Annotated in this window: 26 protein-coding genes and 1 pseudogene; 13 read left to right on the top strand and 14 right to left on the bottom strand. The window is 68.9% G+C overall.

Annotated elements, in window-relative coordinates:
• Nucleotides 1-364 (bottom strand): thiolase family protein (locus ABTZ89_RS13520; RefSeq protein ID WP_351044000.1); only part of this gene is annotated, 364 nt, incomplete at its 3' end.
• Between the two features lie 223 nt (nucleotides 365-587).
• On the opposite strand from ABTZ89_RS13520, the gene ABTZ89_RS13515 reads away from it, so the two are divergent.
• Together ABTZ89_RS13515 and ABTZ89_RS13510 are read left to right on the top strand one after the other, a co-directional pair.
• A complete protein-coding gene (locus ABTZ89_RS13515; protein WP_351043997.1) occupies nucleotides 588-1145 on the top strand; it encodes a type IV toxin-antitoxin system AbiEi family antitoxin domain-containing protein in 558 nt (185 codons plus the stop codon).
• A gap of 241 nt (nucleotides 1146-1386) precedes the next feature.
• Nucleotides 1387-1875: a hypothetical protein gene (locus ABTZ89_RS13510; RefSeq protein WP_351043995.1), complete on the top strand. Its 489-nt coding sequence runs from the start codon at nucleotides 1387-1389 to the stop codon at nucleotides 1873-1875.
• Between the two features lie 49 nt (nucleotides 1876-1924).
• On the opposite strand, the gene ABTZ89_RS13505 is transcribed toward ABTZ89_RS13510, so the two are convergent.
• The 3 genes from ABTZ89_RS13505 to ABTZ89_RS13495 form a co-directional block, all read right to left on the bottom strand.
• Nucleotides 1925-2527 carry an HAD family hydrolase gene (locus tag ABTZ89_RS13505; RefSeq protein ID WP_351043991.1) on the bottom strand — a complete coding sequence of 201 codons (603 nt, stop codon included), beginning with the start codon at nucleotides 2525-2527 and terminating at the stop codon, nucleotides 1925-1927.
• 82 nt (nucleotides 2528-2609) lie between these two features.
• On the bottom strand, nucleotides 2610-3089 hold the full coding sequence (locus ABTZ89_RS13500) for a hypothetical protein (RefSeq protein ID WP_351043988.1): 480 nt from the start codon (nucleotides 3087-3089) through the stop codon (nucleotides 2610-2612).
• A 24-nt stretch (nucleotides 3090-3113) separates the two neighbouring features.
• Nucleotides 3114-4523 (bottom strand): NsdA family TPR-like regulatory protein, encoded by a 1410-nt coding sequence (locus ABTZ89_RS13495; protein ID WP_502949545.1) that lies wholly within the window; start codon nucleotides 4521-4523, stop codon nucleotides 3114-3116.
• Between ABTZ89_RS13495 and ABTZ89_RS13490 the strand changes: the two genes are divergently transcribed.
• The 5 genes from ABTZ89_RS13490 (at nucleotide 4475) to ABTZ89_RS13470 (ending at nucleotide 7155) form a co-directional block, all read left to right on the top strand.
• On the top strand, nucleotides 4475-5035 hold the full coding sequence (locus tag ABTZ89_RS13490; protein ID WP_351043982.1) for an HC3 family zinc finger protein: 561 nt from the start codon (nucleotides 4475-4477) through the stop codon (nucleotides 5033-5035). The genes ABTZ89_RS13495 and ABTZ89_RS13490 overlap by 49 nt on opposite strands.
• Entirely contained in the window at nucleotides 5032-5256 is a 225-nt protein-coding gene (locus ABTZ89_RS13485) for a hypothetical protein (protein ID WP_270949131.1), read from the top strand. The genes ABTZ89_RS13490 and ABTZ89_RS13485 overlap by 4 nt, the downstream gene beginning before the upstream one ends.
• On the top strand, nucleotides 5253-5588 hold the full coding sequence (locus tag ABTZ89_RS13480) for a hypothetical protein (RefSeq protein WP_270949130.1): 336 nt from the start codon (nucleotides 5253-5255) through the stop codon (nucleotides 5586-5588). Before ABTZ89_RS13485 ends, ABTZ89_RS13480 begins: the two co-directional genes overlap by 4 nt.
• 237 nt (nucleotides 5589-5825) lie before the next feature.
• A complete protein-coding gene (locus ABTZ89_RS13475; RefSeq protein WP_351043978.1) occupies nucleotides 5826-6689 on the top strand; it encodes a phosphotransferase family protein in 864 nt (287 codons plus the stop codon).
• Nucleotides 6690-6873: 184 nt separating this feature from the next.
• Nucleotides 6874-7155 (top strand): HU family DNA-binding protein, encoded by a 282-nt coding sequence (locus ABTZ89_RS13470; RefSeq protein WP_270949128.1) that lies wholly within the window; start codon nucleotides 6874-6876, stop codon nucleotides 7153-7155.
• A 69-nt stretch (nucleotides 7156-7224) separates the two neighbouring features.
• On the opposite strand, the gene ABTZ89_RS13465 is transcribed toward ABTZ89_RS13470, so the two are convergent.
• From ABTZ89_RS13465 to ABTZ89_RS13425, 9 genes and pseudogenes are all read right to left on the bottom strand, one after another.
• Nucleotides 7225-8541 carry a (Fe-S)-binding protein gene (locus ABTZ89_RS13465; protein ID WP_351043976.1) on the bottom strand — a complete coding sequence of 439 codons (1317 nt, stop codon included), beginning with the start codon at nucleotides 8539-8541 and terminating at the stop codon, nucleotides 7225-7227.
• Complete coding sequence (locus ABTZ89_RS13460) at nucleotides 8541-9773, bottom strand: FAD-binding oxidoreductase (RefSeq protein WP_351043975.1); 1233 nt, start codon at nucleotides 9771-9773, stop codon at nucleotides 8541-8543. The genes ABTZ89_RS13465 and ABTZ89_RS13460 overlap by 1 nt, the downstream gene beginning before the upstream one ends.
• Nucleotides 9773-11245 (bottom strand): FAD-linked oxidase C-terminal domain-containing protein, encoded by a 1473-nt coding sequence (locus tag ABTZ89_RS13455; protein WP_270949124.1) that lies wholly within the window; start codon nucleotides 11243-11245, stop codon nucleotides 9773-9775. Before ABTZ89_RS13455 ends, ABTZ89_RS13460 begins: the two co-directional genes overlap by 1 nt.
• A 229-nt stretch (nucleotides 11246-11474) precedes the next feature.
• Nucleotides 11475-12317, bottom strand: coding sequence for an oxygenase MpaB family protein (locus ABTZ89_RS13450; protein WP_351043972.1), 843 nt, complete (start codon nucleotides 12315-12317; stop codon nucleotides 11475-11477).
• Nucleotide 12318: 1 nt separating this feature from the next.
• Complete coding sequence (locus ABTZ89_RS13445) at nucleotides 12319-13467, bottom strand: alkaline phosphatase family protein (protein WP_270949121.1); 1149 nt, start codon at nucleotides 13465-13467, stop codon at nucleotides 12319-12321.
• A 288-nt stretch (nucleotides 13468-13755) separates the two neighbouring features.
• Nucleotides 13756-14898 (bottom strand): acyl-CoA dehydrogenase family protein, encoded by a 1143-nt coding sequence (locus tag ABTZ89_RS13440; RefSeq protein ID WP_351043969.1) that lies wholly within the window; start codon nucleotides 14896-14898, stop codon nucleotides 13756-13758.
• Between the two features lie 31 nt (nucleotides 14899-14929).
• Nucleotides 14930-16060 (bottom strand): CaiB/BaiF CoA transferase family protein, encoded by a 1131-nt coding sequence (locus ABTZ89_RS13435; RefSeq protein WP_351043966.1) that lies wholly within the window; start codon nucleotides 16058-16060, stop codon nucleotides 14930-14932.
• 372 nt (nucleotides 16061-16432) lie between these two features.
• A complete protein-coding gene (locus ABTZ89_RS13430; protein WP_502949544.1) occupies nucleotides 16433-17143 on the bottom strand; it encodes an MFS transporter in 711 nt (236 codons plus the stop codon).
• A 5-nt stretch (nucleotides 17144-17148) separates the two neighbouring features.
• A pseudogene (locus ABTZ89_RS13425) lies at nucleotides 17149-17616 on the bottom strand (MFS transporter); the annotation flags it as partial.
• A gap of 392 nt (nucleotides 17617-18008) precedes the next feature.
• On the opposite strand from ABTZ89_RS13425, the gene ABTZ89_RS13420 reads away from it, so the two are divergent.
• The 5 genes from ABTZ89_RS13420 (at nucleotide 18009) to ABTZ89_RS13400 (ending at nucleotide 22851) form a co-directional block, all read left to right on the top strand.
• Nucleotides 18009-18710: a flavin reductase family protein gene (locus ABTZ89_RS13420; RefSeq protein WP_351043963.1), complete on the top strand. Its 702-nt coding sequence runs from the start codon at nucleotides 18009-18011 to the stop codon at nucleotides 18708-18710.
• Between the two features lie 108 nt (nucleotides 18711-18818).
• Nucleotides 18819-19598, top strand: a complete 780-nt coding sequence (locus tag ABTZ89_RS13415; protein ID WP_351044003.1) for a hypothetical protein — start codon at nucleotides 18819-18821, stop codon at nucleotides 19596-19598.
• A 98-nt stretch (nucleotides 19599-19696) separates the two neighbouring features.
• The gene (locus tag ABTZ89_RS13410) at nucleotides 19697-20413 is read left to right on the top strand and encodes a MerR family transcriptional regulator (RefSeq protein ID WP_270949116.1); all 717 of its coding nucleotides are present in this window, start codon (nucleotides 19697-19699) and stop codon (nucleotides 20411-20413) included.
• 220 nt (nucleotides 20414-20633) lie between these two features.
• Nucleotides 20634-22337 carry an AMP-dependent synthetase/ligase gene (locus ABTZ89_RS13405; RefSeq protein WP_351043960.1) on the top strand — a complete coding sequence of 568 codons (1704 nt, stop codon included), beginning with the start codon at nucleotides 20634-20636 and terminating at the stop codon, nucleotides 22335-22337.
• Between the two features lie 157 nt (nucleotides 22338-22494).
• A complete protein-coding gene (locus ABTZ89_RS13400; protein ID WP_351043958.1) occupies nucleotides 22495-22851 on the top strand; it encodes a VOC family protein in 357 nt (118 codons plus the stop codon).
• A 34-nt stretch (nucleotides 22852-22885) separates the two neighbouring features.
• Here ABTZ89_RS13400 and ABTZ89_RS13395 read toward each other — a convergent pair whose 3' ends face one another.
• Entirely contained in the window at nucleotides 22886-24202 is a 1317-nt protein-coding gene (locus tag ABTZ89_RS13395; RefSeq protein WP_351043956.1) for an MFS transporter, read from the bottom strand.
• A gap of 286 nt (nucleotides 24203-24488) precedes the next feature.
• Here ABTZ89_RS13395 and ABTZ89_RS13390 point away from each other — a divergent pair, with 286 nt between their 5' ends.
• Complete coding sequence (locus tag ABTZ89_RS13390) at nucleotides 24489-24899, top strand: SSI family serine proteinase inhibitor (RefSeq protein WP_351043953.1); 411 nt, start codon at nucleotides 24489-24491, stop codon at nucleotides 24897-24899.
• The last annotated feature ends 160 nt before the right edge of the window (nucleotides 24900-25059 follow it).

Here is a 25059-nt window from a genome sequence, read left to right as displayed (position 1 = left end):
TGGACTCGACGCCGCCGGCCAGCACGGCGTCCTCCCAGCCGGAGCGCACCTTCTGCGCGGCGATGTTGACGGCTTCCAGGCCCGAGGCGCAGAAGCGGTTGAGCTGCACGCCGCTGACCGTCTCCGGCAGCCCGGCGGCCAGCGCGGACGTCTTGGCGATGTCACCGCCCTGGTCGGACACCGGCGAGACGACGCCGAGCACGACGTCGTCGATCAGCGCGGGATCCAGCTCGGGATGGCGGCGCTGCAGCTCCTGGATGAGCCCCACGACCAGGCTGATCGGTTTGACCCCGTGCAGCGATCCGGTTTTCTTGCCACGACCCCGCGGTGTGCGGATCGCGTCGTAGACGAACGCCTCGGACATGTGCGGCGTGCCTCCTCGTTGCGGCAGGTACTCCACCCAGAGTGTGACACCAAAGCTGTCACAGTCAATGGCCGAACCGCAGGCATCACGATCAGTTCCAGCCGACCGTGGCACGCCACCCCCGAGCCCAACCGCACAGAGTTGGCAGCGAGGACGTGGTGATACGAACCGTACACAGATATGATTAGCTGTGCACGTTTTGCCCCAGAGGGAGGTGGCGAAGGTGGAGACGCTGCGCCCGAAGGACGCGCAGGACCTGGGCATGTCCAAGAGCAGCCTCTACCGAGCGACCCAGTCAGGGCAGTACGAGCGCATCGCGCGCGGCATCTACCGACCGGCCGATGCTCCCGCCGCGGACTGGGACTGGATCGAGGCCGCGACCCGCCGCCCTGACGCGACGATCTGCCTGACCTCCGCACTGGCCTTCCACGATCTCACCGACGCCATCCCGGACGCCCTCGACGTCGCCATCCCGCGCGGCGCCCGCATCCCCGCCACCGAGGCCGCGATCAACTGGCACCTGTTCGCCAAGACGACGTTCGACCTCGGTCGCACCGAGATCCCGATCCCCGGATCCGACCTCCACATCGGCCTCTACTCACCCGAGCGATGCATCGCGGATGCGTTCCGCCTCCGAGGGGACCTCGGATACGAACTCGGCAGGGACGCACTGCGCGAGTGGATCCGCCGAGGGGGCAAGCCCGCCGAACTCATGGCGACCGCCGCCCGGCTCCCGCGAGCCAAGGGCCCGATCCTTCAAGCACTGGGGATGCTCACGTGACCGATCGCGCGGCCCAGATCGACTGAGGCGCAGCAGTGCTCGCGCCAGTGTTCAAGCGCAACTGAAGGCCGTCTCTCCACTGTGCACCTTTGACGCCTGGACAACTTCAACCACCCGTCGCAGGAGCGGTGGTCTTTGATGTCCGCCGCCATGCCGAAGCGGTACCGGAGGCAACCAGTGCGGTCCCGGGACGTCTTTCCGTTTGAGGAGTCGGAAAACTTCCCGATCGCAGGAGAAACCAATGCGCAAGATCAACCGCTTGGCCGTTCTGATCCCCGGTGGGCTGCTGGCCGCAGCTGTGTTCGTGGGCGGGTGCACGTCCGTGGCCGAGCAGCCGCCGCCCGCACCTGGATCGGCTGTGGGCGCCGCGAACGTCATGGTCTCGAACGTCCACGCCGTCGACATCGCAGTCGATCTCGAGTTCGCCAGGAACGGCAGCAGTTGGATGGTCTCCTACGTCGAAGGCAAGTGGGACGACTCCACCAACGGGGCACCCCACACGGTTCCCGGGGGCGGGCCCACTCAGGTCGCCGCACTCTCTCCGGACGTCCAGTTCCTCAGCCCGTTCGCAGGTGGCACGCCGACCGCCGAGCCCCAGCTCGACTCGGAGGGTCTGGGAGTAGTGCCGATCAGCAGGGACGACTTCATCCAGCAGCACAACCAGTCGGCCAAGATCTGGCTCGATGACAACGGCCAAGTCACCAAGATCGCCGCCCGCTACCAGCCCTGATCCGGACCTCGACGAGACCGGCTGACCGATGGGGGCCTGCGCGGTGGGTTCAGCCCGGCGGTAGGAAATATCGGATCCGGGCGAGGGTGTCGCTGGTGCTTGTGTGCACGTGCCCGGCCATGCCGAGCGACCTCGCAGTCGCGACGTGCCCTGGAGTGTCGTCGATGAAAAGGGTCTCCGAGGAATGGGCATCCAGGCGATGGAGAGCCGCGAGGTAGCTCCGAGGATCGGGCTTGGCGTACCCGATCTCGCAGGACAGGACGATGGCGTCGACCACGTCGAGGAGACCTGCGTTCGACATTCGGGTGCGCATCTGGGGCCAGGTGTTGCTGAGGATGGCGGTCTTCGCCGAGCCGCGAAGGCTGCGCAGGCGCTCCACGAGGGTGCCGTCCCACATCTCCCTGGACGCCAGGTCGCAACGGATCGCGTCGATCAGGTCAGGACCGATGCCGAGCCGGCCCCGGACGATGTCCCACCAAGCTTCCTCGCTGGTGCGGCCGATGAGCACCTGATCGTCGTTTCCACCGAAGAGCGCGGAGCGGAAGGCGCGTTGGGACACCCCGAGCCGAGCGCTCCACTCCGCGACGGCTGCGGCCAGGTGGTCCGGGACGAGGACACCGCCGATGTCGATCAGGACCGCGAGCCGGTTCACCCGACCACCACCTCGGAACGGACTTCGCAAGCCTCCCCGAGGCTGATCCCCATGGCCGCCAACTCTTCGCCGAGAAGCGCGTTCATTCGCGGCTCGCACCGTTCGGCCATACGACGGTTACCGGGATTCCGCGCTCGCGTGCCGCTTGCACGACGTCGCCTGTACCTCCGTAGCCGCCTGACGGCTGACCATCCCAGACCGCCAGCATCGCGTCGACGGTGCCGAGGACGTGCTCGCTGGCACTCATGTAGGCGTCGGGGTTGGATTCCTCGAACGGCATCGTGTGCACCTTCGACGCCTTGCCGAGCAGCTCGTCGAACTCAGCAGCGTTGTCCGGCTTCACCTTGCGATCGCGGTAGTCGGCGGCAGGAAGCACGACTTCGAACGAACCACCCGCGTCGAGGACTGCTCGGGCGAAGACCTGATCGGCGCCGCGAGCAAGGCAGGTCACGCCGATGAGCCCCTCGCTGTGCGAGGAGAGCTCAGCCGCCAACGCTTCCCTGACGAGCGAAACGCTCGCGGCGGTGAGGTTCGAATGTCCAGTGACTCCAATACGCGGCAACTCCGGCCCTTTCGTCGGTGCGGGTCAGATTTCAATCAGATCGCGAACCGCGTTACGCGTGCTCCGCACAGTGGTGGAGCTGACGAACGGTCGCGACTCGCGATGAAAGTCTCGCAGCTTCTCCCCAACGCGACCGGACGCCCAGTGCTCAGCGATAGGCAACACGCCGTCGATCAGTTCGCATGCCCTGTCGGGTTCCCCAGTGACGAGGTGGGCGCGGGCGAGGCCGATGAGGTCGAATGCCCGGTTCCGGACGCGGGAGGGGTCGCGCAAGGCCAAAGCACGACTGATGTATTCCTGGGCGTACCGCGCCTCTTTCGGCTCCTGCCTCACTGCGGCGAGGTCGCGCCATCGTGCGCCGAGCACGCCATAGAGCTCGGCTTCGTCGAGCCCTCGCGTTCGATGATCAGCTTCGTCGGCGGTTGATTCACCGAAATGGTCTTCAGCAAGGCCGACTGCCCGTCGGAACTGCTGCACCGCGCCGGTCTGGGCATATGACCATGCTTCGCGGGTGGCCAATAGGGACCGCAGAATCGGGGGCGCGGACCTGCGGGTGCCGTACTGGGCAAGTTGGACGAGTTCGAGGCCGTCCTCGGGCTGGCCGAGATCGAAGCACTGGCGTGCGAACGCTGCGAGAGTGACTGCTGCGAAGATGTCATCGCCGCCGACCTTGGCAAACTGCACGGACAGCGTGTAGTAGCGCTGGGCAGCCCGGTGCAGACCGGAGTCCCACGACATCGACGCTGCAACCTCGGCCAGTTCGGCACCCACGAGAAATCCCTCACGGGTCGTGGCGCTGTCGGTCGCCTCCTTGAGCCGGTCGCTGACATCGTTGAGTTGCGCGATCACGGCCTTTCTAGCGAGCAACCCGGTCGGAGTGCTGTTCCAGCTCTGGAGCTGTGCCGCGATTTCCCGCCAACCATCCAGCTCGGCAACGCTGATCGCAGAGCAGCCGGCAAACCGGGCGTGCTGGGCTGTCAACCAGCCCTGGAGCGGGCCAGTGAGAGCAGCACCCGCGACAGCCGCTGCAGAGGTCAGTGCTTTGCGTCGCGAAAGGTTCACGTCCTGACTCGTCATTTCCTCAGCAGTGGCAACGACGTCCGAAGGATGCCATCCCATTGGCTGCTCGTCTGCCCCCTCAGACCTGCGCGATGTTCGCGACTGCCTTCGGGGAGTGAACCCGAGCTCGTCGTCGGACTTCGCATCGAGCACAGCACGGAAGCCTGCACGGTAGGCCGCACCCGGCCATCGAACTTCCCCGCGCTCGTATCGCGCGATCTGATGTCGATCGAGTTCGTACCGCTTGCCGGTCGACTCGAGCAGGTAGCGGTTCACCTCGTCAGCAAGCTCGGACCGGGACATGCACTCGTCAGGGATACGGCGGGATGGGACGGACTCCCGCGCTGCACGAAGTGACGTGTTCGGCGTCGGCACGATCTCCCCTTCCACGACCGAACACCCAGTGTATCTACACGAATGCAGTGGGTCAGATTTCTCAATCTGACCCGAGATGGCCCGGAAATCGTGTCAGGTGCCCCGCACTTTCTGACGAAGGTCAGGGCATGGGCATCTCGCGGAGCTTCGACGGCCTTCCGAGTCGCGTGTTCTCGGCGGCTAAGACGCGGCGCGGAGCTGGGCAGATGGCCGAAGTTCGTTGTGTCAGCGAGAGATTCTTGGTCATGGAGGGCATGGGCACCATGGCGAGTTCTGTTTTCCAGCCTCACCCGTTCCATTGGGTTCCGGCTGAAGGTCAGCGGCATGCGAGTGCAGATCCGCACCCGGCTGGCTCGTCGATCTATCCGGACGGCACCGAGGTCACGACCCTGTGCGAGCAGACCGTGATGGCTTCTACCGGCGACATGGCGTGGTTGTGGCCGACCTGCCCGGGGTGCAACGCGGCGGCTCGAGCGCGCGCTGGACTTCCGCCGTTGGCAGGTGCGCGGTGACTCCACAAGATCGGCAGAAGTTCGCGACGCTCGCGACGATGATTCGCGGGGCGATCCTGGCTCTCGGGTACGCCGTCGACGACATCGAGCAAGGCCGTTGGAGTCCCGCTGAGCTGCGGAACTTGGCCGCTTCCGTCGACAAGCTCGGCGAGCAGCTGCGCGGCAGCACTGCCAGCGGGAACAACCGCGTTGTCGTCGACTCGGTGAGGGCTGACCGGTGATCGCCGCGTTGATCGCTACGGCCGTGCTCGGCGTTGGCGGGGTCGCGCTGTGGGCCACGTTCTACTTCGCACCGGCTCGCCACGCTGGCGGCGAGGGCGCGTTGACGGTCGCTTACCTGGTGGCACGGGTGGAAGCCGAGACACGCGGCCAAGGTCGGCACCGGTTGCGCGATCCCGTCGTGCTGCACGACAACTTGGCCGACGAAGCAACCCAACGCATACCCGTGGTCGAGCCCGAATCACCGGAAGACGACCGGGAACTCGAGTCGATGCAGCGACATCCGGTGATGCTGCGTCGACTTCTGGACGCGCTTCGCGACCTACCCGTCTGAACTCGGTGGGGATGCTGCCGCTCCCCCGACCAGCGTCCCCACCGTCTCCACGTGCCTGAGCGCCATCGCCCCCAACGGCAGCCGGGCACGCGGGCGGGGCTGGGCTGCGTAACCCCTCCCGACACAGCCCAGCCCCGCCTCCTCAACCCGCGGATCAGCACGACCACTGCCGGAACAACCAACGGAGGTAAGGCACATGACCGAAGTCGTTTCCGACTGCGTGCAGGCGCGGCCGTCGTGACCACCTTGATCGAGCTGCTGTCCGGGGTGCGGGAGGCGGTCGAGAGGCACGTCGGCCCTGTCTCAACCGCCACCGAGGTCACAACGGGTTGCAACAGCGATCTCGCCGCAGTGTTGAGCACCAGGGCTGGACAGGTTTTCGTCAAGGGAGTCGAGGGCGTTTCCCGGCGAATGCGGTTCCTGCGCAACGAAATCACCGCCGGTGAACTGGCCACCGGGCTAGCTCCCGAAGTGATGTTCTCCGAGGATGTCGACGAATGGCTGGTCGTCGGGTTCGAGTACCTGCCCGGTCGATCTGCCGACCTCTCCCCCGGTTCGCCCGACCTGCCGCGCGTTGCCGACGTCGTCCGCCGCATCGGCGAACTGCCCGCACCTGGACTGCGGCCGATCCGGGCGAGGTGGGGCGGCGTCGACTGGTGGGCAGAACTCGCCGCCGACGCACCCCAGCTCACTGCCGGCTGGGACGTCGACGTGATGTCGGCACTTGCGTTGGCGGCGCCCGAACTCGCGGATGGCGACCGCCTGGTGCACAGCGATCTGCACGGCGAGCAATTCCTGCTCGGATCCGACGGGGATGCACACGTCATCGACTGGGGCTTTCCCGGCGCAGGCGCACCTTGGGTGGACCCCGCCTACCTGGTGTTGCGGCTGGTCGAAGCGGGACACGAGCCGAGCGGCGCCGAAACCTGGGCGCGCCGCGAGCTACCTGCATTCGCCGCGGTTGATGACCAGACCGTGACGGCTTTCGCCGCATACATCGCAGGCATGTGGACCCATTGGGCCGTCACCGACGACGAACCGGGCAAGCAGCACCGAGCTCAACTCGCACGCAACTACGCGACATGGCGTCTGCACCGCTGAAGCTGGTTGATCGAGCCTGGCCCGCGGCCGGGATGTGTCGGATTTGTGCGGTGGTTGATCGCTCGTTCGAATGAATCTGGGTGGTGTGGGCGCGGTTCGGGTTTGTTGGTGTTGGTCGGGGGCGGTAGGGATGTTGCGCGATCGGTGATCACCGGTCTGCGCAGAGCACGGAGGGGAAGAGGACATGGCCCTGACCAAGGACCAACTGGTCACTGACATCGCCGAGAACGTGGACGTCCCCAAGGCGACGGCCCAGCGCGTTCTCGAAGCCGTTGGTCTCATCGTCGGCGAGCAGTTGGAGAACGGTGACGAGATCGCGCTGCCCGGCATCGGGAAGTTCAAGGTCGCGGAGCGTCCTGCGCGGACCGGCCGCAATCCCTCCACCGGCGAGTCGATCGAGATCGCGGCGAAGAAGGTCGTCAAGTTCGCCCCCGCCAAGGCCCTCGGCGAAGCCGTGAACAAGTAAGCGGCACACCGCACGAACGCCCCGCACCCCACCGGGATCCGGAAGGGTGCGGGGCGTTTCGCTTGCAGGTCAGTCCAGCAGGGAATCCACGGGGAGGCCTCGGATCGAGGCGTCCAGGACCTGGACCGTGTGGGCCATCGACATGTGCTCGCCCTGGCGTTCCAGGGCCGTGCGGATCTGCATCGAGCAGCCCGGGTTGGCCGTGACCAGCAGGCGCGCGCCGGTGGCCAGGACGTTCTCCGCCTTGCGGTCGCCCAGCTCGCGGGCCGGTTCCGGCTGGAGGAGGTTGTAGACGCCCGCCGAGCCGCAGCACAGCTCACCGCGGTTGATCTCGCGGAGCTCCAGGCCCGGGATCGCGCGCAGCAGTTCTCGCGGTTGGGAGCGGATGCCCTGGCCGTGCGCGAGGTGGCAGGCGTCGTGGTAGGCGATCTCCACCGGGAGCGGGTGGCGTTCGGCGACCGGCCCCAGCTCGACCAGCAGCTCGGCGATGTCGCGCACCCGGGACGAGAACTTCTCCGCCTTCGCCGCGTATTCCGGGTCGTCCTGCAGCAGCCGCGGGTACTCCTTCAGCGTCGAACCGCAGCCCGCCGAGTTGATGACCACGTAGTCCACGCTGGACCGCTCGAAGACGTCGAGCAGGTCGCGGGCGAACTTCACCGCTTCCTCCTCGCGGCCGGAGTGCTCGCTGAGCGCGCCGCAGCAGCCCTGCGACTGCGGGATCACGACGTCGCAGCCCTCGGCGGAGAGGATGCGGGCCGTGGCGGCGTTGACGTCGGGGAAGAACGCGCTCTGCACGCACCCCGTGATCATGCCGACGGTCGCGCGCCGCTTGCCCCGGGCCGGGACGCGGTGCCCGAGCTTCGGGGCGCGCTTGATCGGCGGCGCGAGGGATTCCATCGTCTGCAGGCCTTCGGGCAGCTTCGCCATCAGGCCGGACTTCTTGACCAGCTTGCCCAGGCCGAGGCGCTGGTAGAGGGCCAGCGGTCCGCGCAGGGCGTTGAGGTGCTTCGGGTACGGGAAGATCGTGAAGATCGCCGCGCGCATCAAGCGGTCCCAGCGGCTGCGCTCGTGGTGCCGCTCCACCTGCGCGCGGGTTTCGGTGATCAGGGTGCCGTACTGGACACCGGACGGGCAGGCCGTCACGCACGCCATGCAGCCCAGGCAGGCGTCGAAGTGGCCGACCATGGTGTCGGTCATGGGCTCGCCCTCGAGGCCTTCCTTCATCAGGTAGATGCGGCCGCGCGGCGAGTCCATCTCCTCGCCCCACAGGTCGTAGGTGGGGCAGGTCGGCAGGCAGAAGCCGCAGTGCACGCAGTCGTCGATGAGTTCGCGCTGCGGCGGGTGGTGGGCGTCGAAAGCACCTGGGCGGGCCGGGGTGTCGGTCATCAGATTCCTCCCACGTACCGGCCCGGGGCGAGCCGGTGCTCCGGGTCGAACTGGTCCTTGGTGCGGCGCATCAGGGTCAGCAGTCCCGGCGCGATCGGACCCCACGGGTCGATCTCGTCCAGGACGTGTCGCGGCGCGCGCTCCAGCACCGCGTACTCGCTACGGCTCCGCAGCGCGGTGACGAACTCCGCGGCGGCGGCCGGGTCGGTGTCGCCGGGGAGACCGACGTGCAGCACGCCCAGCCCGGCTGCGCCTCGGGTCGTCACCGGGAGGCCGTTGGCGGATTCTCGGATCGCGGCCAGCAGTTTCGGCAGGTCAGCGGGTTTGGCGGCCACGCGCAGGCCGATCCCGTCGGGGTCGAACGGGTGGCTCCCCCACCACGTCGGGGCCTGGTCCAGGACCTCGGCGCCGAGCACGGCCGCCAGTTCGGCGGCGCGGGCGTGGGTGGCTTCGGGGCGGCCTTCCAGCTGCCCGCACACCGTGATCGGGCCGTCCCCGACGCGGTTCAGCTCGATCGCGGTGGGCATCGCCTGGGAGTGCCGGATCGCATCGGCCACCGCGGCGGCGCTCGACGGATCTGTTGCGGTGGCCGAGATCCAGCGGTGCTCGGCCGAGACCGGGTGCAGGCGGAACACCGCCTCGGTGATCACCCCGAGCGTGCCGAAGGAACCCGTGTAGAGCTTGCCGATGTCGTAGCCCGCGACGTTCTTGACGACCTTGCCGCCGGCGATGGTGATCGTGCCGTCGGCGCGCACCACCGTGATGCCGATGAGCAGGTCGCGGACCCCGCCGAACAGGTGCCGGCACGGACCGGAGGTGGCCGTGGCGACCACCCCGCCCACGGTCGCGGTCGGCAGCGGCTGGTCGATCGCGAGCTGCTGGCCCGCCGCCCGCACGACCTCGTTGACCTGCGAGATCGGTGTTCCGGCCAGGGCGTGCACGACCAGGTCGCCCGCCGCGTGCTCGACGATCCCGGTGGCCGGCGACATGTCGAGCACCAGGTCCACCGCGGTCGGCGCGGCACCCCAGTCGAGCTTGCTGCCGGAGCCCTTCGGCACCACCTTCAGCCCGTGCTCGGCAGCGACCTCCATCGCCGCCGACGCGCTCTCCGTACAGTCCACAGTGGCCACCCACTGTGGACGGACGCCGCAGATCGCGTCGGATTCGTCGGCGTCGCGCACGTGTTGCTCGCCCAGTGCTGCGACCAGGGCGTCCTTGCTCGTGGTGGGCATCAGAACTGGTCCGCCAATCCCGCTTCGGTCAATGGGTGCACACCGCGCCGCGGCCCCGGGACCTCACCGCAGAGCCTCGGCGTCGGGAAGACCTTGCCCGGGTTGCAGATCCCCACCGGGTCGAAGGCGCAGCGCAGGCGCTGCATGGTGTCCAGATCGTCGGCGGTGAACATGCGGCCCATGTACTTGACCTTGTCCGCGCCGACGCCGTGCTCCCCGGTGATCGAACCGCCGTGCTCGATGCACAGGTCGAGGATCGCGCCGGAGACCTGCTCGGCGCGCTCGTTGGCGCCGGGCTCGGAGTCGTCGAAGAGCACCAGCGGGTGCAGGTTGCCGTCACCGGCGTGGAAGACGTTGGCGACCCGCACCCCGGATTCGGCGGACAGCCGGGAGATGCGGCCGAGCACCTCGGGCAGCGCCGTCCGCGGGATCACCCCGTCCTGCACGATGTAGTCGGGGCTGATCCGGCCGACCGCGGCGAACGCGGACTTGCGGCCCTTCCAGATCATCGCGCGCTCGTGGTCGTCGGCGGCGACGCGGATCTCGAACGCGCCGTGCGCTTCGCAGTGCCGCTCGACCTCGGAGAACGTGTGCTCGACCTCGGACGCCGGGCCGTCCAGCTCGACGACCAGCACCGCGCCCGCGCCTTCCGGGTAGCCGCAGTGCACGGCCTGCTCGGCGGCTTCGATGGCCAGCGCGTCCATCATCTCGATCGCCGCCGGGGTGACGCCGTCGGCGATGATCGCCGACACGGCCGCCCCCGCCTCGTCGGTCGACGGGAACCCGGCGAGCAGGGTCTGCACGGACTCGGGTTTGCGCAGCAGCCGCACGGTGATCTTGGTGACCACGCCGAGCGTTCCTTCGCTGCCGATGAACGCGCCGAGCAGGTCGTAACCGGCGGATTCCCGCGCCGCACCGCCGAGTTCGACGACGTCGCCGTCGGGGGTGACGACCTCGAGGCCGAGGATGTGGTTGGTGGTGAACCCGTACTTCAGGCAGTGCGCGCCGCCGGAGTTCTCCGCGACGTTGCCGCCGACCGAGCAGACCTGCTGGCTGGAGGGGTCCGGGGCGAAGTAGTAGCCCTGGCCGGACACCGCCCTGGTGACGTCGAGGTTGATCACGCCCGGTTCCACCACGGCGCGCTCGTTGGCCAGGTCGATCTCCAGGATCCGCCGCATCTTCGCGGTCACGATCAGCACGCCGGACGCGTGCGGCAGCGCCCCGCCGGACAGGCCGGTGCCGGAACCGCGCGCCACGAAGGGAACTCCGTGCTCGGCGCAGATCCGGACGACGTCCCGGACCTGCTCGGCGGTCTCGGGCAGCACCACGACGGCCGGTACGACCCGGTGGCTGGCCAGGCCGTCGCACTCGTAGGTGCGCAGCTGCTGCGGATCGGTGATCACCAGATCCGGCGGCAGCGCCGTGCGGAACCGCTGCGCGACTTCGTCGAGCGCGGTGCTGGTCGACTGCATTGCTCAGCCTCCCGAGATATTCCGTCGTGCGGAAAACCCGTTCCGTTCCAGCCGGAACGATATGTTGTTCACAACATAGATACAAGAGGTGGACAAGATGCCACCTCGTCGCACACGACCAGCATCGTCCGCCGCGCCTGCCGTGACCAGAGCAGGGAACCTCCTCACCCGCCCGCCCGCAAGACGGCCGCCGCGAACGTTCCGTCGTTGATCAAGTGGTGACCGGGCGTCACCGGCCGGTGAGGGCTGCGGGGTTCGGCAGGGCTTCCCGGCCGAGGCGGTCGACAGCGCGTTGCACGTGGCCACCGGGGTAGCGGAAGCGCAGTTCGTCCGGGACCGCCAGCATCGCCGCGCGGAAGCTGCGCAGGCCCAAAGCGATCGCCGGCGGCGAGTACGCCGGGCGGCCGTGGACCCGGCGGGCCCAGTCCGGCAGCACCGAGTACGCCAGGTGCCCGAGCGGCAGGTAACCGAGGTTCACCGGCAGCAGCCACCAGGGCGCGAACGGGCGGTGCAGGAAGCGGTAGATCAGGTCGGAGTCCTCGGTGCGGCGCAGCTGCGGGCGCATCCGGGCGAAGTAGGCCGCCATCTCCCGGCTCGACCCGGGAACCGCCGCGGGGTCCAGGCCGACGAGCGCGGCTGAACGGCGCTGCTCGTCGAAGTAGCGGTCCAATTGTGCTGCGGTCAGCGGGAATCCGGCGCGGCGGACGACACCGGCGAACGACGAGACCTCCGCGCAGTGCACCCACAGCAGCAGCTCCGGCTCGTCGAGCCTGATCTCCGCACCGGTCTGCCGATCGGTCCCCCGCAGCTTGCGGTGCACGGCGCGGACCCGCTCCGCCGCCTTCTCGGCTTCGGCGGTGGTGCCGTAAACCGTTGTCCCGACGAAGTTCCCGGTGCGCATCAGGCGGCCCAGCGGATCGTCCTGGAACCGCGAGTTCTGCACCACCGCGGCAACGGCCCGCGGGTGCAGGGCTTGCAGGTAGAGGCTGCACACGCCGGCGATCCACATCGCCGGGTCGGCGTGCAGGTGCCAGGTGACGGTCCGCGGCCCGAACAACCCCTCGTCGCCCATCTCAGCCGCCCAGCACCAGCAACGGGATCAGCTGCTCGGCCGCGGTCAGGGAACCGTGCTGACCGCGCAGCGCGGCCTCCCCCGGCTCGGCCGCCGACCGGACCACCCCGGACACGCGCATGATCGCCAGCACGTCGCCGATGCGCGGGCGCACCGCGTCGGACACCACCGGGCCGAACCAGCCGTCGTCGATCGCCTGCTCACCGGTCAGCACCAGGCCGTGCTCGCCGATCCGCTCGCGCCACGCGGCGAGCACGTCCTCGCGCGCACCGGGTTCGACGTAGACGTGCCGGGCGCGGACTTCCCCGCCGAGAAGCCGGACCCCGCCGCTCAGCGCGGGATCGGTGTCGGCGTCGAACGCGGTGTCCGGATCGACTTCGACCATGCCGTGATCGGCGATCACGGCCAGCACCGCGCCGGACGGCAGTCGTTCGGCGAGCGTGGCCACGAGCCGGTCGAGCTGGGTGAGCTGCAGCCGCCACGGCAGCGAACCCGGGCCGTGCACGTGCCCCAGGAAGTCGAGGTGACCGTGGTAGCCGTAGCAGAGGCCGGGCCCGTCGGCGTCGAGCGAATCCAGGATCTCGGCGGCCAGATCGCCCAGCGCGCGTTGCCCGCGGAACTCCCCGCCCCGCAGCGCGGCGCGGGTCAGACCGCTGCCCGCGAACTCGGCGGGCACCGCGGTCCGGACGTCGACCCCGGCCGCCGCGGCCCGCTCCAGCACCGTCTCCGTCGGCTGCACCAGCTCCGGCGGCCAGCTCTCCAGCATGCTCGGGCGGTCCGGCAGATCGCGGGACGCCCAGGTCAGCGGGTGCAGCAGACCGCCGGACGGTTCGGCGAAGGTGTAGCCGACGATCCCGTGCTCACCGGCGCAGCGGCCGGTGCCGAGCGAGGTGATGCTGGTGACCGTGGTGGTGGGGAATCCGGCTGTCAGCGGCGGCCTGGTCAGCAGGCTCGCCAGGAACGGCGCGTCCGCGGCGTGCTCGCGCAGCAGGTCGCTGCCGAGCCCGTCGACGAGCAGCGCCGCCGCGCGCCGGGACTCCGGGAGGCCGAGCGTGTCGGTGAACCCGGCCACCCCCATCGAGCCCAGCAAGGACGGCAGGACGTCGGGCAGCGCCCGCCCGTTCCCGTCCGGAGCGACGATCCAGTCCATGTCACCGAACCTGCCACGCAAGTGCGCCGACGGCTAGAGCCCGACGGCGCACTCGCGGTCATTCAGCGCCGGTTCTTGTTCCTCGTTTTTGATCTTTTGTCTTGATGCGCCGCAGGCGCATAGCCCACCCTCGGCGCTGGCACCGCCGCGGGTTCTCAGACGTCGTCTGGCGAGGACAGCCCTTTTGCCGTGTATTGGCATACATAAAAAAGGGATCCCGCAGCCAGGCGGCGTCTGAGGTTCCGCCACCCGCACCGCCACGCAAAACGAGTTCTTCAGACAATTCTTTCAGAAGCCCATGGAGCGGCCGATGATCTCCTTCATGATCTCGGTCGTTCCGCCGTAGATCGTTTGAATGCGGGAGTCCAGGAACGCCTTCGCGATCGGGTACTCCGTCATGTAGCCGTAGCCGCCGTGCAGCTGGAGGCAGCGGTCCACCACTCGCTTGTTCAGCTCGCTGAGCCACCACTTGGCCATCGCCGCGTGCTCGATGTCGAGTTCGCCGCGCACGTGGTCCTGCACGCAGCGGTCGGTGAACACCCTGCCCACCTCGACCTCGGTGGCCATCTCCGCCAGCTCGAAGCGGACGTGCTGGAACTTGCCGATCGGGCGGCCGAACGCGGTGCGGTCCTTGCAGTACTCCTTGGTGATGCCCAGGACCTTCTCGGCGATGGCCGCCGAGCTGACCGCGATCGACAGGCGCTCCTGCGGCAGGTTCTCCATCAGGTAGATGAAGCCCTGGCCCTCCTCGCCGAGCAGGTTGGCGGCGGGCACCCGCACGTCGTTGAAGAACAGCTCCGCGGTGTCCTGCGACTTCAGGCCGATCTTGTCCAGGTTGCGGCCGCGCTCGAAGCCCTCCATGCCGCGCTCGACCACCAGCAGGCTGATGCCCTCGTGCCCGGCGTCGGGGTTGGTCCGGGCGACGACGATCACCAGGTCGGCGAGGATGCCGTTGGTGATGAACGTCTTCTGCCCGTTGAGGATGAAGTCGTCGCCGTCGCGCACCGCGGTCGTCCGGATGCCCTGCAGGTCGCTGCCCGCGCCCGGCTCGGTCATGGCGATCGCGCTGATGGTCTCGCCGGAGCAGAAGCCCGGCAGCCAGCGCTGCTTCTGCTCCTCGGTGGCGAGCTTGGTCAGGTAGGGCACGACGATGTCGTTGTGCAGCGGGGATCCGAAACCGGAGATGCCCGCGCCGACCAGCTCCTCGTCGAAGACGACGTTGAACCGGAAGTCGTCGACCCCGCCACCGCCGTAGCGCTCGTCGACGGCGAAGCCGAGCAGCCCCTGCGACCCGGCCGCCAGCCAGGCATCCCGGCTGACCATCCCGGCCGCTTCCCACTCCTCGGTGTGCGGCACGAGCTCCTTGTTCACGAACGTGCGCACCGTTTCGCGGAACGCCTCGTGCTCGGGCTCGAACAACTCCCTGCGCATCCGGTTCACGCCTCCATTCGATCCGTGCTGGTCAGTGCTTCGCGCCGAAGGCGCCCGAGTCGAGCAGTTCGCGCGAGATCTTCCAGTCCCGCACCACGACTTCGGTGTCCGAACCCGGCGTGGCCACCGGCCCCGGCTCGGGGTTGGGGGTGCGGCTGAAGCGCGGCGCCGGGGCGGGCTGCAGCACGCCGTCGCGGCGCACCAGTGTTTCGCGGGCGGCGACGTGCGGGTGCTCCTCGGCTTCGGTCATGGACAGCACCGGGGCCACGCACGCATCGGATCCGTCGAACACCTCGGTCCACTCCTGGCGGGTGCGCTGCCGGAACGTCTCGGCGAAGATCTCGCGCAGCCGCGGCCAGTTCGCCGGGTCGTCGCGGTCGGGCACCTCGTCGGCCAGGCCCAGCTTCTGCACCAGTTCGGCGTAGAACTGCGGTTCCAGCGCGCCGACGGAGACGTACTCGCCGTCGGAGGTTTCGTAGACGTCGTAGTAGGGGGCGCCGGTGTCCAGCAGGTTCGTGCCGCGCTCGGTCTTCCACCCGCCGCTGCCCAGGAACCCGAACAGCATCGCGCCGAGGTGCGCGGCACCGTCCACGATGGCCGCGTCGACGACCTGCCCGCGACCGCTGGTGCGCGCTTCCAGCAGCGCCGCCAGCACCCCGACGGCCAGGTACATCGCGCCGCCGCCGAAGTCGCCGAGCAGGTTGGCCGGCACCTGCGGCGGACCGCCTTCGCGACCGATGACGTGCAGCATGCCGCTGAGCGAGATGTAGTCGATGTCGTGGCCCGCGGTCGGCGCCAGCGGACCCTCCTGGCCCCAGCCGGTCATCCGCCCGTAGACGAGCTTCGGGTTGACCGCCCAGCAGTCCTCCGGGCCGACGCCCAGCCGCTCGGTGACGCCGGGGCGGAGTCCTTCCAGCAGCACATCGGCCCGTTCAGCGAGGGCGAGCACTGCTTCGGCACCGCGCTCGTGCTTGAGGTCCACCTGCACGGACCGCTTGCCGCGGTTGAGCAGGTCCCCTTCCCCGCCGGACGCCGTCGGCCGGTCCACCCGCACCACGTCGGCGCCCAGATCGGCCAGCAGCATCGCGCAGAACGGCGCCGGACCGAGCCCGGCGAGTTCCACGACCTTGACCCCGGCAAGCGGTCCACCTGTACGCGTCACGCCACACCTCTCCACGGCCTGTGTCGCGCAACACACGAAGCACGACGCTCTTAGTGTTACATCGCTGGTGTAACGCAAGTCAAGGTCGCCGGGATACCGACCGGCACCACCGCACTGCTGTACGTCGCTGCCCGCCTGCTGCGCCGCGCCGACATGGGCGATCACCCCGAACTCGCCGACCCACTACGCCGCCTGGTCGACGAGCTCGCACACTAGCCGGAAGCGACGAACGCGCCCCGCGCCGAACCCGATCAGGGGTCCGACGTGGGGCGCTCATGTTGAGCTTTCCGGACTGGGGAGTCATAACGCGGCTGGACGACGTGCGCGGGAGTTCGGCACTCCCCCGGCTGCGCGTGACCGGCAGAACGTCCTCTACGCGCCCGTGCTGAGAGCGGAATGCGACGTCACCCGGTGCGCGATCTCGGAAAGCCCCAACGCTACGAGCGCCATCGTCGACGCGAGAGCTCCGAGCCAACCAGTCCCCCAGGCTGTGATCGCGATTCCACCGATTACACCGGACAGCGCGATCGCGAGGTACAGCGCTGCACCGTTGAGCGCCACTGCGAGCGATGCCTGACCACCCAAGCCGAGGAGCCGATAGGTCTGCGGCGCACTGACTCCGAACCCGATAAACCCGTACGCGGCCGCAGCCAGGAGCGCAGTCGGAAACGTCGTACTCCAGTACGGTGCCAGAACGAACACGATCGCCAAGCCGACAAGAGCACCAGCGACAACCGGTCGCCCCCCGAGCCGATCCGCGAGCCGGCCAGCCATCAGGTTGCCAGCTATCCCAGCGACGCCGAGAACGGACAAGACGCTGGCCAGCCGGAGGCCGTTCCCATCCGTTGCATTTACCGCAACGACCGAGATGTAGGTGTAGGGAACGTAGATCGCGGTGAACGCGACCAATGTCGTTGCCAACAACGCCAGCACTCGACGATCGACCAAGGGGGACAAACGGTGCCGCAGGCCGACCAGCTCGTCCGATGTTGCCTGCGCGGGGGCGATCCACACCAGGGCAGCCGCTGTGACAAGCAGTGCGAGCACCGCCAGCGCGACCATCGTTGCCCGCCACCCCGCCACCCCGCCAGCGCCGCAAGCGCCGTGCCGAGAGGGGCGCCCGCCGCAATCGCGACCGTCATGCCCGTCGTGACGGTCGCGACTGCCCGCCCCCGGCGTTCCGGTCCGGCGAGACTCGCCGCTGTCACAGTCGCAGTCGGCAAGAACAGACCTGCTCCGCAGGCTGCCAGCACCTGTGCCGCCAACAGCAGGCCGAATGTTCCAGCCACCGCGCTGATAGCCGTCCCTGCCAGGTACGCGCCGAGCGCCAGCAACAGAACCTGGCGACGAGCCCATCGGACGGTCGATGCTGCCAGGAGCGGACCTGAAATTGCGGCGGTTACCCCGAACACCGTCACGATTTGTCCGGCCGTCGCGACAGAGACCTCCAACGATCCACCAATTTCGGGTAGCAGCCCCGCCAGGACCAGCTCACATGTTCCGACGGTGAAAGCCCCTACCCCCAGCAGGATGGATGCGCCCGCTGAACGTTGCATACGTCTCCCAGGACCGCAGCGTGCAAAGGCCATCGCAGTCGAACATCGTGAGTCAAGCTTGTCCAACGAGTTTTTCGCGCGCTAACAGCGCGTCGTTGAACCTGCACCATTGCTGCGCGGGGCGCTGTCGCCTGCTTGCTACATGGCGTGGATCGACACGGATTGGTTGGCGCTTAGTGTGATTCGGGCGCTGGAAGAGGTCGCGTCTGACACCGCGACGTGATTCGCCGATTGTCCGGTACTTTTCGCGCTGCCGGCCGGGTCGCTCGCCTTCCCCCTGCACGGCACCGCCGAACACCGGTACCTGCAGCGGGAACTCCGGGCCGACGCACTGGAACGAGAGGTCTGATTGCCGCCAGCCCGGGGCAGCATCCGTCACGAGGATGGATCGCATGACGGCAACGACCTCGACGCACACCCGGATCGAACCCGGCATCCTCTACTTCGGAACGCCGGTGGTGCTCATCTCCACGATCAACGAAGACGGATCCACCAACCTCGCCCCGATGTCCTCGGCCTTCTGGCTCGGCTGGCGGGCGATGCTCGGGATGAGCGCCCGCTCGAAGACGATCCAGAACATCCGGCGCACCGGCGAATGCGTCCTGAACCTGCCGTCCGATTCGCTCGCGCACGTCGTCGACCGCCTGGCGCTGACCACGGGTTCGGATCCGGTTCCGCCCTACAAGCAGGAGCGGGGCTACCGGTTCGAGCCCGACAAGTTCGGTCGCGCCGGGCTCACGCCGGTCGCCTCCGAAACGGTGGCGCCGCCGCGAGCGGCCGAATGCCCGGTGGCGATGGAAGCGGTCGTCGAATCAGAGCACCCGGTGGCCGAGGACGACGAGGCGCAGCGCGGCGGGATCGTGGCTGTGGAGGCCCGCATCCAGCGCGTTCACGTGCACGAGGAGATCCGCATGGCGGGAACCGCCGACCGCATCGACCCGAACGCCTGGCGGCCGCTGATCATGAGCTTCCAGAAGTTCTACGGGCTCGGACCGCAGGTGCACCCGTCCACGCTCGCGCAGATCCCGGAGGACTTCTACCGCGGCCCGGACATCGAACGCGGACGAGAAGCGCCCACCCGGCAAGCCGGCTAGGCCCGCGGATGCGGGTGGCCTGCCCCGAGAACAGGCCATCCGCGTCCAGTCGGCCGTTCGGCGGCTCCCAGGTGGCGGTCAGCCCTGGCAGACTGCTGGCAAGTGGGAATGCTGCTGCTGAAGTTGTTCCTCTCGCCCGCCCTGGTCGTCTCGTCGACGTTGGCGGGCCGCCGTTGGGGACCTGAGATCGCGGGAATCCTCGTCGGGCTTCCCGTCGTCGCCGGGCCGATCCTGTTCATCACCCACCTGCAGCACGGCGCGGACTTCACCAGCCGCGCAGCCGCTTCTTCACTGCTCGGACTCGTGTCGATCGCCGTGTTCGCGGTCGTGTTCTCGCACGTCGCCGGTCACTTCGGATGGCTCATCACGTTGCTCGCGAGCTGGGCCGCTGTGCTGCTCTCGGATTTCGCGCTGTCGCTCGTCGACGTCACCGGGCCCGCCGCTCTCGCGTGCACGCTGGCGGCAGCCACGGTCGCGATCGTCCTCATGCCGGAAGCCGAACCAGAACGCTTCGACGAACGGGGGCAGTCCTCGCCGTCGTGGGACCTGCCCGGCCGCGCACTCGCTACCGGCACCTTGGTGATCACCGTGACGACGGTCTCCGGCGCGCTCGGGCCCAGCTGGACCGGGCTGCTGGCACCTTTTCCGATCGCGATCAGCGTGGTCGTGGCCTTCTCCCACGCGCAGAGCGGCCCCGCCGCGGCGATCCGAACGTTGACCGGAGCGCTCACGAGCCTTTTCAGCTTCGCGCCGTTCTGCCTCCTGCTCTCCGCGCTCGTGCGCCCGGTGGGCGGTGCCGCGTTCGTGCTGAGCGCCGCAGCGGCAGTCGCCGTTCAGCTTCTGGTCGTGCGCGTGCGACGGGCACTGCCCCTCCGCCGGACGACGTAGCAGCGCACGAGCCGGGACCGCATTCGCGGAGGTCCTCAGCTCGCAGCGTTGATGCGACACCGTTGGTGTTACAGCGGTTGGGGGGTAACGTTGCCGGCATGCTCCGATCTGCGGACGAAGAGCTCACCATCGACGAACTGGCCGCCCGCGCCGGAGTCACCGTGCGCACCGTGCGGTTCTACTCTTCGCGCGGTCTGCTGCCGCCGCCCCGGCTGCGCGGTCGGCTCGGGCTCTACGGCGGGGACCACCTCGCCCGGCTCGACCTCATCCGGGAGCTGCAGACGCTCGGCTTCACGCTGTCGGCGATCGAGCGGCACCTGGCGCGACTGCCCGAGGACGCCTCGCCGGACGAGCTGGCCCTGCAACGCGCGCTCATCGCACCGTGGACCGACGAGCACGCCGAAGACCTCGACCGCCACGAGCTCGACCGCCGCACCGGGCGGCACCTCGACGACGAGCTGATCGACCTGCTCGTCGAGCTCGACATCCTGCAGCGGATCCCCGGATCCACCAAGCTGCGGGTGCCCAGCCCGGCGATGCTCGGCGTCGGGATGCAGATCCTCGAGCTGGACCTGCCGTCGGAGATGCTGATGCAGGCCAAGGCGATCGTCGAGCAGCACACCGCGCAGATCGCCGCCGACCTGCGCGAGCTGTTCGCCGCGAACGTCCTGCGCCCCTACGTCGAACGCGGCCGCCCGCAGGACGAGCGCGAACGCGTCCGCGCCGCCACCGACCAGCTGCGCCCGCTGACGATCCAGGTCCTGGTCAACGGCTTCCAACGCGCGGTCAACGACGTCATCCGCGACCACGTCTGAAATCTTGTCTGAAGCTCTCGTTTTGCGTGGCGGTGCAAGCGCCGAGACTGGGCTGTTCGGCTAGCGGCGAATACAAGATCAACGAGTCCTTCAGACGACCTCGGATTCGGCCTGCTGGGGTAATGGCGAATTCCCCACTGGCCAACGCCGCACCTGGTGGGGTTTCATCGCGTCACGGCTTTCACGTCGTACTGGGCACGTCGAGGGGAGCTCAGCAGCGATGAAGGATTCGGAGGCGTGGGCGGTCGCCGCGCTGGAAACGACGGTCCCGCAGCTGTTCTCGCGCAACGTCGCGGAGTTCCCGCAGCAGCCCGCGCTGACCGACGGCGATCGCACGCTGACCTGGGCGCAGGCCCACCACGAGGTCGAGGTGCTGGCCGCCGGGCTCGCCGGGCTCGGCCTGCAGCGCGGCCAGCCGCTGCTGATCATGGTGCCGAACCGGGTCGAGCACTGGCTGATCGACGTCGCCGCCACCCACCTCGGCGCGGTGCCGTGCACGCTCTACCCCACGCTCAGCCAGGACCAGGTGCACTACGTCGCCCACCACAACCGCGCCAAGGTGGTGCTGCTCGACGGTGCCGACCAGCTGCGGCGCTGGTCGAAGACGCTGCGCAACGCCTCCGACCTCGAGCACGTCGTGGTGCTCGACGAGGAGGCGATGGTCTCGGCCGACGAGCGGTTCCGGACCTGGGACCGGCTGCGGGCGCTCGGCGAGCGGCGGCTGCGGGAGGATCCCGAGCTGGTGCAGCGCGCTTCGGCAGCCGTCCGCCCGGCGGATCCGGCCGCGATCCTCTACACCTCCGGCACCACGGGGCAGCAGAAGGGCGTGGTGGTGACGCACCGCAACATCTGCTTCGGGGCCGCCGCCCTGCACCAGGCCACGCAGGCCGAACGGCACTCGACGCGGATCAGCTACCTGCCGCTGGCGCACATCGCCGAACGGATGGTGGGGATCTACGCGGCCATCCACGACGTCGCCCACGTGCACTTCTGCGCCGACCAGCAGAAGCTGGCCGCGGCGCTGGGACGCACCCGGCCGTACCTGTTCTTCGCGGTCCCGCGGGTCTGGGAGAAGCTCGCCGCCGCGTTCCGCGACGTCCCGCCCGACCAGCGCTCGCAGGCCGGGCGGCGGCTGCGGACCCGGCTCGGGCTGGACCACGCCGGATGGCCGTCCAGCGGGGCCGCGCCGATCGACCGCGAGCTGCTGGACCTGTTCAGCAGCATCGGCGTGGACATCTTCGAGCTGTGGGGCCTGACCGAGACCAGCGGCTGCGCGACCACGAACCGCGCCGGGGCGCACCGCCCCGGAACGGTGGGCCGGGCGCTGCCGGGCGTGGAGGTGCGGATCGCCGACGACGGCGAGGTGCTGGTGCGCGGTCCCCTGGTGTGCGCGGGATACCTCGAACCGGACGGTGCGATCGAGCCGGTCACCGACATCGACGGGTGGCTGCACACCGGCGACGTCGGCGTGCTCGACGCGGACGGGTACCTGTCGATCACCGACCGCAAGAAGGAGCTGATCATCTCCTCCGGTGGCAAGAACATCGCGCCGACCGCGGTGGAGAACGCGCTGCGGGCGCATCCGCTGCTGGGGCACGCGCTGGTGTTCGGCGACCGCCGGCCCTACCTGGTGGCGCTGCTGGTGCTCGACGAGGACACGGCGCCGAAGTGGGCGCGCGAACGCGGCATCACCTTCGCATCGCTGGGCGAACTCGCCGAGCACCCGGCGGTCCAGGCCGAAGTGGCCGCCGCGGTGGCGGCCGCGAACGAGCGCCTGAACCGCCCGGAACAGGTCAAGCGCTACCGGGTGCTCGCGCACCCGTGGGGCGTCGAGAACGGCGAGCTGACGCCGACGTTGAAGCTCAAGCGCCGGGTGATCCACGAGAAGTACGCCGACGTCATCGACCAGCTCTACACCACCTGACGACCGATGATTTTCGGTCGCGACCCGGGTCCACCCAGACGCGACGACCGTTCGCGGAAGTCGCAGTTTCAATTGAAACTGCAGACCTCCCCCACGGAGGATCACAGTTTCAATTGAAACTGCGGTGGAACCCGCCCCGGAACCGAGAAGGATTCGCATGGCCATCCAACCGATCGTCATCACACCGGACTTGGACCGTTTGCAGAGCTTCTACCAGGAGTTGCTCGGCGCCCGGGAGATCGTGCGCATGCCCGAGGACGGGCCCACGTTCTTCATCGACCTGGACATCGACGGGGACCGGCTGGGGCTGGTCAACAACGGGGACGTGGAGGTCGGCGAGCCGGGCCGGGTCCTGCTGAGCTTCAGCGTCGACGACGTCGACGAGCTGCTCGAACGGGTCGAACCGGCCGGCGGGCAGGTGATGGGGCCGGCCAACGACATGCCGTGGGGCCAGCGCGTCGCGCACATCAAGGACCCGGACGGCAACGCGGTGAACCTGACCCAACAGATCTGACGGGGGCGGGCGCCCCGCCCGCCCCCCGGACTCCTCACACCTGCGCGGTTTCGGGCTCGTCGGCCCGGGCCCACCGGGTGGGTTCACCGGTGATCACCAGGCAGATCACCGTGATCAGTGCGCCGATCACCAGATACGCGGCGATCGGCCAGGACGCCCCGCCGGACAGGCCCAGCAGCGCCGTCGCCACGACCGGCGACAAGCCGCCGCCGAGCACCGAACCGCTCTGGTAGCCCAAGGACACGCCGGTGTAGCGGACCTTCGTGGCGAACAGCTCCGCGCAGAACGCCGCCATCGGGCCGAAGACCGCCGCCGAACCCGCGTAGCCCAGGGTCATCGCCAGCACGATCAGCGCCGGGTCCGCGGTGTCCAGCAGCCAGAACATCGGGAACGCGTACAGCGCGAGGAAGATCCCGCCGCCGAGCATCACCCGCGTGCGGCCGAGGCGGTCCGAGAGGTGGGAGAACAGCAGGATCCCGGCGATCTGCGCCGCCGATCCGCACAGGCTGCCCAGCAGCATCACGTCCCGGGTCACGTCGAGCTTCTCGGTGCCGTAGGTCAGCAGGAACGTGGTCAGGATGAAGATGAACGTGTTGAAGCCCAGGTTCACCCCGGCCGACAGCAGGATCTGCCGCCAGGACTTCGAGAACGCCTCCGCGACCGGCATCCTCGCCCGCTCACCGCGCTGCCGGATCTTCGCGAATTCCGGGCTCTCGGCCAGCCGCAACCGCACGTACAGCCCCACCCCGACCAGCACCAGGCTGACCAGGAACGGCACCCGCCAACCCCAGGCGAGGAACTCGTCGCCGGACAGGGCGGTCGCCCCGGCGAAAGCACCGGTGGCCAGGAACATCCCGGTCGGCGAGCCCAGGAAGGTCCACCCGCCGTACCAGCCCTGCCGGTTCGGCGGCGCGTGCTCCACCGCCATCAGCACCGCGCCGCCCTGCTCGCCGCCGAGGAAGAAGCCCTGCACCAGGCGCAACGTCACCAGCAGCAGCGGCGCCCACACCCCGACCTGCTGGTAGGTGGGCAGCAGGCCGATCAGCGCGGTGCACACGCCCGTCACGCTCAGCGTGATCACCAGCATCCGCTTGCGGCCCACCAGGTCGCCGAAGTGCCCGATGACCGCGGCGCCCAGCGGCCGGGCCAGGAACCCGGCGCCGAAGGTGGCGAACGCCAGCAGCGCACCCACCCACGGGTCGCCGGAGGGGAAGAACAGCTTGTTGAACACCACGGCCGCCGCGGTGCCGTAGATCAGGAAGTCGTAGAGCTCGATCGTGTTGCCCACCGCGCTCGCGAACGCGGCCTTGCGCACCGCGACGCGGTCCGGACCCGCGGGTGCCGATGCCATCTGGTCTCCTGTCCCTCGCGAAAGCGCCCCGGGAGCGATCGCCGCGGGGTCCGCGCCTCACGATGGCGCAGAGATCGTCGAAAGGTCCACCACCTTTTCGCGCAGCGCCGCTCGGTCGAGCGATGCCGGATCTCGTCAACGACGTCCGTTCTGTGACGGTTCGTGCAGCAACCCTGGCCGGGCGAACCCCTTTCCGGTGGTCCAGGTGCGCTTGGTGCCGCACTTCGAAGGGCCGCGGCGATAAAGGGAAGCGGAATGTCTCTCCAAACCCAGGAGGATCGACGAGATGGTTGACACACGGCTCACCGGCCGCATCTTCCTCGCCGCAGCGACCCTCGCAGGCGCTGCACTCGTCCCGGCGATGGCCAACGCGGAACCCGCGGCGGAGCAGGCCGGGAGCACGCTGCACCTCACCGTCAGCGGCCAGAACCGCGACGAACTCCCGCGGAACGTGGTGCTGAGCTGTCATCCGGCAGGCGGCACGCACCCGAACGCCGGCTCGGCGTGCCAGACGCTCGAAGCGGTCAACGGCGACCTGAACCAGCTGACGGCAGGCCAAGCGGTCTGCAACCTGAACTACCAGCCGGTGACCTACAGCGCGCGCGGCACCTGGCAAGGACGACCGGTGACGTTCGAGAAGACGTACTCGAACCAGTGCGTGGCGGACGCGTCAACGGGCAAGGTGTTCGCCTTCTAAGTACCTGTCTCCGAACTCCTTTTGCTTAGCGGCGCCGGTAGCGGAACCTCAGCGGCGCAAGCGCCAGGGGTTGGCTATTCGCCTGGCGGCGAATACAAGCAAAAGATCAACGACAGTACGGGATCACCTTTGCTCACCTTGCGCCGTCGGGCCCCGCAGC

Source organism: Saccharopolyspora sp. NPDC002686 (assembly GCF_040295745.1).
Classification (GTDB): Bacteria; Actinomycetota; Actinomycetes; order Mycobacteriales; family Pseudonocardiaceae; genus Saccharopolyspora; species Saccharopolyspora oryzae.
The sequence above is the reverse complement of the archived record's forward strand: the minus strand, read 5'-3'. Positions and strand labels throughout refer to the sequence as shown.

Excerpts from the sequence above, each read along its gene's own strand:
- ABTZ89_RS13440 (WP_351043969.1), bottom strand. The coding sequence starts at position 14,898 with ATGCGCAGGGAGTTGTTCGAGCCCGAGCACGAGGCGTTCCGCGAAACG.
- ABTZ89_RS13395 (WP_351043956.1), bottom strand. The coding sequence starts at position 24,202 with ATGGCATCGGCACCCGCGGGTCCGGACCGCGTCGCGGTGCGCAAGGCC.
- ABTZ89_RS13445 (WP_270949121.1), bottom strand. The coding sequence starts at position 13,467 with ATGGACTGGATCGTCGCTCCGGACGGGAACGGGCGGGCGCTGCCCGAC.
- ABTZ89_RS13415 (WP_351044003.1), top strand. The coding sequence starts at position 18,819 with ATGCTGCTGCTGAAGTTGTTCCTCTCGCCCGCCCTGGTCGTCTCGTCG.
- ABTZ89_RS13405 (WP_351043960.1), top strand. The coding sequence starts at position 20,634 with ATGAAGGATTCGGAGGCGTGGGCGGTCGCCGCGCTGGAAACGACGGTC.
- ABTZ89_RS13510 (WP_351043995.1), top strand. The coding sequence starts at position 1,387 with ATGCGCAAGATCAACCGCTTGGCCGTTCTGATCCCCGGTGGGCTGCTG.
- ABTZ89_RS13460 (WP_351043975.1), bottom strand. The coding sequence starts at position 9,773 with ATGCCCACCACGAGCAAGGACGCCCTGGTCGCAGCACTGGGCGAGCAA.
- ABTZ89_RS13465 (WP_351043976.1), bottom strand. The coding sequence starts at position 8,541 with ATGACCGACACCCCGGCCCGCCCAGGTGCTTTCGACGCCCACCACCCG.
- ABTZ89_RS13390 (WP_351043953.1), top strand. The coding sequence starts at position 24,489 with ATGGTTGACACACGGCTCACCGGCCGCATCTTCCTCGCCGCAGCGACC.
- ABTZ89_RS13470 (WP_270949128.1), top strand. The coding sequence starts at position 6,874 with ATGGCCCTGACCAAGGACCAACTGGTCACTGACATCGCCGAGAACGTG.
- ABTZ89_RS13455 (WP_270949124.1), bottom strand. The coding sequence starts at position 11,245 with ATGCAGTCGACCAGCACCGCGCTCGACGAAGTCGCGCAGCGGTTCCGC.
- ABTZ89_RS13450 (WP_351043972.1), bottom strand. The coding sequence starts at position 12,317 with ATGGGCGACGAGGGGTTGTTCGGGCCGCGGACCGTCACCTGGCACCTG.
- ABTZ89_RS13400 (WP_351043958.1), top strand. The coding sequence starts at position 22,495 with ATGGCCATCCAACCGATCGTCATCACACCGGACTTGGACCGTTTGCAG.
- ABTZ89_RS13420 (WP_351043963.1), top strand. The coding sequence starts at position 18,009 with ATGACGGCAACGACCTCGACGCACACCCGGATCGAACCCGGCATCCTC.
- ABTZ89_RS13410 (WP_270949116.1), top strand. The coding sequence starts at position 19,697 with ATGCTCCGATCTGCGGACGAAGAGCTCACCATCGACGAACTGGCCGCC.
- ABTZ89_RS13490 (WP_351043982.1), top strand. The coding sequence starts at position 4,475 with ATGGGACGGACTCCCGCGCTGCACGAAGTGACGTGTTCGGCGTCGGCA.